2 protein-coding genes are annotated in these 2,407 nt (G+C 74.0%); one reads left to right on the top strand and one right to left on the bottom strand.

Annotation, left to right across the window (positions count from 1 at the left end; genetic code table 11):
* Positions 1 to 1,260: carbohydrate-binding module family 20 domain-containing protein (locus tag ABZY91_RS41865; protein WP_355409481.1), on the top strand; the 1,260-nt coding region annotated here is incomplete at its 5' end.
* Between the two features lie 173 nt (positions 1,261 to 1,433).
* On the opposite strand, the gene ABZY91_RS41870 is transcribed toward ABZY91_RS41865, so the two are convergent.
* Positions 1,434 to 2,198 carry an SDR family oxidoreductase gene (locus ABZY91_RS41870; protein WP_355409483.1) on the bottom strand — a complete coding sequence of 255 codons (765 nt, stop codon included), beginning with the start codon at positions 2,196 to 2,198 and terminating at the stop codon, positions 1,434 to 1,436.
* Between the last annotated feature and the right edge of the window lie 209 nt (positions 2,199 to 2,407).

Here is a 2,407-nt window from a genome sequence, read left to right on the forward strand (position 1 = left end):
TTCCACTCCTGCCGCACCGCGATCAGCAACTACAACGACCGCTCCAACGTGCAGAACTGTGAGCTGGTCAACCTCTCCGACCTCGACACCGGCAGCGCCTACGTCCAGCAGACCGTCGCGCGCTACCTCGACGACCTGGCCTCGCTGGGCGTCGACGGCTACCGGATCGACGCGGCCAAGCACATCGCCGCCGCAGACCTCGCAGCGATCAAGGCCAGAACGGCGAACCGGCAGGCGTACTGGGTGCAGGAGGTCATCTACGGCGCGGGCGAACCGGTCCAGCCCTCCGAGTACACCGGTACCGGCGACGTCGACGAGTTCCGCTCCGGCACCTGGCTGAAGAGCGCGTTCCAGGGAGGACGGCTCGCCGACCTGTCCGGCTGGGGTTCCGGCCTGCTCCCGACCGACAGGGCCCGGACCTTCGTCGACAACTGGGACACCGAGCGGAACGGCTCCACGCTCACCTACAAGGACGGCTCGGCGTACACCCTGGCCAACGTCTTCCTGCTGGCCCACCCGTACGGCGCGCCCAACGTCTACTCCGGCTACGCCTTCACCGGTCACGACGACGGCCCGCCCAACGGCGGCACCGTCAACGCCTGCTACCAGGACGGCTGGAACTGCACGCACGCCTGGCGCCAGGTGGCCAACATGGTCGGCTTCCGCAACGCGGTGGCCGGCACCGGGCTGACCGACTGGTGGTCCAACGGCAACAACGCGATCGCCTTCGGGCGCGGCGGCAAGGGATTCGTGGCGGTCAACCGGGAGGGCGGGGCGATCACCCGGACCTTCCAGACCTCCCTGCCGGCCGGCAGCTACTGCGACGTCCAGCACGGCGACCCGGCGGCCGGCGGCTGCACCGGTCCGTCCTACACGGTCGGCCCGGACGGGCGGTTCACCGCCACCGTCGGGGCGGGGGACGCGGTCGCGCTCCACGTCGGTGCGCCCGGGAGCGGCACGGTGGTGACCGGCGGGGCCTCCTTCGCGGTCGACGCGACCACCGCGTGGGGCCAGAACGTCTTCGTGGTCGGCGACAACGCGGCCCTCGGCGGCTGGGACGCCGGCCGCGCGCTGCCGCTCTCCTCGGCCGCCTACCCGGTGTGGAAGGCGGACGTCGCGATGGCCGCCGGAACGGCCTTCGCCTACAAGTACGTCCGCAAGGACGCCGCCGGGAACGTCACCTGGGAGTCCGGCGCCAACCGGACCGCCACCGTGCCGGCCTCGGGCCGGGTGAGCCTGAACGACACCTGGCGAGGCTGAACCACGGCCCCGCCCTTGCCCCGACGGGCGGCCGGCCCCCGCTGCACTGCGGGCGCCGGCCGTCCTCTGCACGAAGCCCCTTCGGCGGAAGCCCTCTCGGTGGTTCCGGTGGCTCCGGTGGTGCCGGTGCCTTCGGTGCGGTGGCGGTCCTCGTGGCTCCGGCGCCCTGGGAGCTAGCCCCGGCCGATGTACGGCATGGCGGTCGCCATCACCGTCGCGAACTGCACATTGGCCTCCAGCGGCAGCTCCGCCATGTGCCGCACGGTGCGGGCGACATCGGTGACGTCCATGGTCGGTTCCACCGCGATCCGCCCGTCCGCCTGCCGCACCCCCCGGCTCATCGCCGCGGTCATCTCCGTGGCGGCGTTGCCGATGTCGATCTGCCCGCAGGCGATCCGGTACGGGCGGCCGTCCAGCGACAGTGACTTGGTCAGACCCGTCACGGCGTGCTTGGTCGCGGTGTACGCGACCGAGTTCGGCCGCGGCACGTGTGCGGAGATCGAGCCGTTGTTGATGATCCGGCCGCCCTGCGGGTCCTGGGCGCGCATCTGCCGGAACGCGGCGCGCGCGCAGAGGAAGGCCCCGGTCAGGTTGAGGTCGACCACGGCCCGCCACTCGGCGACGTCCAGCTCGTCCACCGGGGCCGGGGGGCCGAACGTGCCCGCGTTGTTGAACAGCAGGTCGACCCGGCCGAAGCGGGCGACGGCCGCGGCGAAGAGCGCGTCCACGGCCGCCGGGTCGGTGACGTCGGTCGGCACCACGGCCGTGCCCGCCGCGCCGGTGCCGCACAGCCGGGCCGTCTCGTGGAGCGGATCGCCCCGGCGCCCGGCGAGGACGAGCCGCCAGTCACCGGCCGCGAGCTCCGCCGCTACGGCGCGGCCCACGCCGCTGCCGGCTCCGGTGACGACGGCGGTGCGGTGGTCGATCGGCTGGGACACGGCGGGCTCCTCTGACGGGGCGGGGCGGGGCGGGTGGGGGTGGACACGGGGTGCGGGTGACGGGTCTCGGCCGGCGGCCGGGTGGCTCGATCGTTCCCGATCCAGGGGGCCGCGTCACTGGTGCGAGGATCCAAGGCCCGCCCCGTCCGGCCGGGCGGCGGGCTGTGCGCCCCGCCGGCCGAGCGCGCCCCGCCGGCCGAGCGCGCGCC

The sequence above is a fragment of the Kitasatospora sp. NPDC002965 genome, from assembly GCF_040611255.1.
In the GTDB taxonomy this organism is placed as follows: domain Bacteria; phylum Actinomycetota; class Actinomycetes; order Streptomycetales; family Streptomycetaceae; genus Kitasatospora.